The following is a 3,095-nucleotide window of genomic DNA, read 5'->3' on the forward strand; positions in this document are numbered from 1 at the left end:
CTTTACATCAGGGAAGTGTCGACGTACTTGCCTGGCCCCTACCATGCCGGATAAAAGCCTGAAATTGCGTCGTTCGAATCTCACGCGCCCCGCTACCACTGCATCGGCCACGCCGATTCTACTCGCGAGCTGTGAGACCGTCGCGGGTGCTGCGACATATTTCACGGAGCTCTGATCCCATTCAGCTGCTGGAACCAACGCCTCTCGCGCGGCATCGTCCGCCTCCTTCTCGACGCTCGATGTATCCGATGTCACGTCGAGCACGTCGACATGTGCCGGCACAAGGTCCACGCGAATCCGCGCCAGCAGCCGATGCGCGGCCACCCGCGAGTAGTTACCGGATAGGCACGATGAGCGTTACCGGATGCAGTTCGAATCCATTGCGCGCGCCGTTCTTCTGATTGTGGATGTAGTCCCAGAAGCCGATACCGACAATGTCCACAGTCCCGCGGCGCGGCACGCGCCGCAGTGAATCGCGAGCGGCGCGAAATCGCGTGGCGAGCGTCGCGGAGGTCGCGCACTCGGGACTTGGAAGCTCCGCGATCAGTTTCAGCGTCGGAGCGCCGGGCTCCGACAGCACGAGATGCCAGTCGCCATCGTCTTCCACGGTGATGCGCTCGACGACTGCGCGCACGCGATAGGTGCGAAACTCATGCGGGCGGATCCGGCCGTTCTCGGGGTACACCAGCTCGGGGACCGAAAGCGACGCGAGCATCTGCACCGTTGCGGCGACGGGCACGGTGTCAACCAGCGCCGCGTCCTTGTCGGCCCAAACTTTCACTGGCCAGCGGTCAACGCCGCAGGATCGACGTGCCTGGGCTGCTGCGGTGCGTGCCGTCAGCGCGAGGAACACCGTAAGTAGGAGCGCGGACGCGGTCAGACGCATCGACGGGAGAACGCGGGACGAAGACCAGCTGTCACAGCCGACTGCTCGGACGTGAAGCGACCGGCACGCGTTCGCCCGTATGAACGCGAGCCGGGACAATGGTAGACCTTCGCCTTCTCGTTGACCCAAACTTTCGTGGCGCCTCTCCGCGCCAGCGTAGCGGGCGTCGATGCTCGTTCCTTGGGTTCGGGCGTTGCATCCTGCGCAGCCGCGCGACAGACCCGGTTGGACGCAATGCAGGCGTTACCGCACGGAATGCCCGCGCCGCAGATTGGCTGCATTGCCTCGATCGATGCGCTGGCTGCGCAAAAGGCGGTCGCAAGGGCCAGAACCACGGAGATACTGCGAGCTCTTGGCGGCATGTGCGAGGGCAAAGATGGAGGATTAATGATGACTGGAACGAAAATCACATTGGCGATTAAGCGTACGCTCGATCGTGCGTGTTTTGCTACCCTCGTCGCGAACGCGCTCAACACCAGGCCAGTGAATCCCGCGTCACCTGCGATGCCGCACGAGACGCTCGAGTGAAGCCCCGCTCCACGGCTTCCTCCCACGTTTGGCCCGGCGCGCGCACCGTCGAGACTCGCAGTCCCATCGTGCCCGTCGCCGAGTCCACGTCGAACGTACCCTCGGTGCCCTGCTCGGCGTCGCGCGTAATCTTGTCGAGCACCAAGTCCCAGGTGCGGTTCTGCTCCCGAAGCACCCGCGGCAGCACGACATAGTACGAGAGCTGCTCAGCTTCCTGTCCCGGCATGACGGAGATCCGCAACGCACAGTCGTCATCTGCGGGTAGACCGTGCGGCTCGTCGAAGTCCGGCGCGACCTCGTCATCATCGTCATCGTCAGCGTCGCTGAACGCACCAAACGAGACATCATCCAATGGTTCTGAGTTCGAGCTCAGTTGTGCCTCAATCTGCTCAACAATCATCTGGAGGTTGAGCCGCTTTCGTGCGACCTTACCCTCGTGTTTCACCGCGCCATCCTCGTCGCGTGATTCGTGGAGCATTGCGCTTACCGGCTGCGCGTCCTTGGATGTGGATTCCGATGCCGACGCCAGCTCGTCGAGTGCCAAGAGTATCGTGATCGCGCCCTGTTCGGTATCGATCCGATAGCTGATACCCCTCTCGCCGAGGAGTCGTTGGGCGGCAGCGAACCGCAACTCCTCCTCGCCCGGTATAGACGCCGCGTGCGCTTCCGGCTCGCGCACCGACACGATAGGTGATCGATCGCGCGTCCCGCGCACCACGTGACCCATCTGTAATTCGAGCAGCGCATCGCTACCATGCTCGCTGGTACCGAGCGAAAGTACCCGCTCGGGCCCGGCGTCGCGCAGATCGGAACGCGTCAACTTCCAGGACTCCTGCGGCGTCCAGCCAGTGGGCCGCGCCATCGCAGTGGGGCGCATACCCACGTGCGACGCCACTCGGAAGCCATGACGGTGGGCCTCCGTCTCGATCCACGCACACCATATCGTCTCGCCCATCTCCATGTCGACATACGCGAAGTCACCGAATCCGTCTTCGTGGGTCGCAACGAGTCCAGCGTCGACCATCTCGCTGAGCAGGGGCGTGAGGAGCTGCGGATCGTTGATGCTCACGGCAACGAGGTGGCCATCGCTCACCACAGACCGCACGGGATCGAGGGACTGCGCCCGCGCGGTGAACGCGTCGGTGCCGCCGGGGAACGCGAGGTCGACCGACAACTGCTTGACCACAAGACAGCACGCTTCGATGAGGACACTCATTGCAACTCCGGGGAGAGGGATACCCTAATTATGCGAGAGGGGTCTGACAGTCGGCGCAGGTCTTTCGAGCCGCGACCTCCGCGGCCGTCACCGAACACGCGCAGGTCTCAATCCGGCCAACGCATTCTCGCCTCAACGGCAACCCCCGTCTGCGACGGATAGAACCGCACGGGCCCCAGCGCCACGTCCAGCAGACCGTACAGATACAAGCCACCCGCCAGCGCGGCCGCACTGCGCGCCGTGCTCCGACGCGGATTCGCGCGCAGCAGGTATCCGTCCCGATCTCGCTGTGACGTGGCCATCGCCGCGCTGTCGCGCAGCGCGCGGTACTGCCACTCGCTCGCGCCAGCCACGCCGGCGCTGCCGAGTGTCCCAAGCAGCAACGTCCAACCCTTGCCACGGGCGCCTTTCGCCATCTGCCCCCAGCCGGGCACCACGACACTGCGCGCCACGAGTCCGGGGGCC

General features: G+C 64.3%; 2 protein-coding genes and 2 pseudogenes. All 4 read right to left on the reverse strand.

Features of this window, described 5'->3' with window-relative positions; genetic code table 11:
* Nucleotides 1-324 (reverse strand): annotated as a pseudogene (locus ACESNG_RS11660) (ImmA/IrrE family metallo-endopeptidase); the annotation flags it as partial.
* Between the two features lie 10 nt (nucleotides 325-334).
* Nucleotides 335-886 (reverse strand): hypothetical protein, encoded by a 552-nt coding sequence (locus ACESNG_RS11665; RefSeq protein ID WP_373069082.1) that lies wholly within the window; start codon nucleotides 884-886, stop codon nucleotides 335-337.
* 469 nt (nucleotides 887-1,355) lie between these two features.
* Nucleotides 1,356-2,630 (reverse strand): hypothetical protein, encoded by a 1,275-nt coding sequence (locus tag ACESNG_RS11670; RefSeq protein ID WP_373069083.1) that lies wholly within the window; start codon nucleotides 2,628-2,630, stop codon nucleotides 1,356-1,358.
* A gap of 107 nt (nucleotides 2,631-2,737) precedes the next feature.
* A pseudogene (locus tag ACESNG_RS11675) lies at nucleotides 2,738-3,095 on the reverse strand (hypothetical protein); the annotation flags it as partial.

The organism is Gemmatimonas sp., assembly GCF_041689975.1.
Classification (GTDB): Bacteria; Gemmatimonadota; Gemmatimonadetes; order Gemmatimonadales; family Gemmatimonadaceae; genus Gemmatimonas.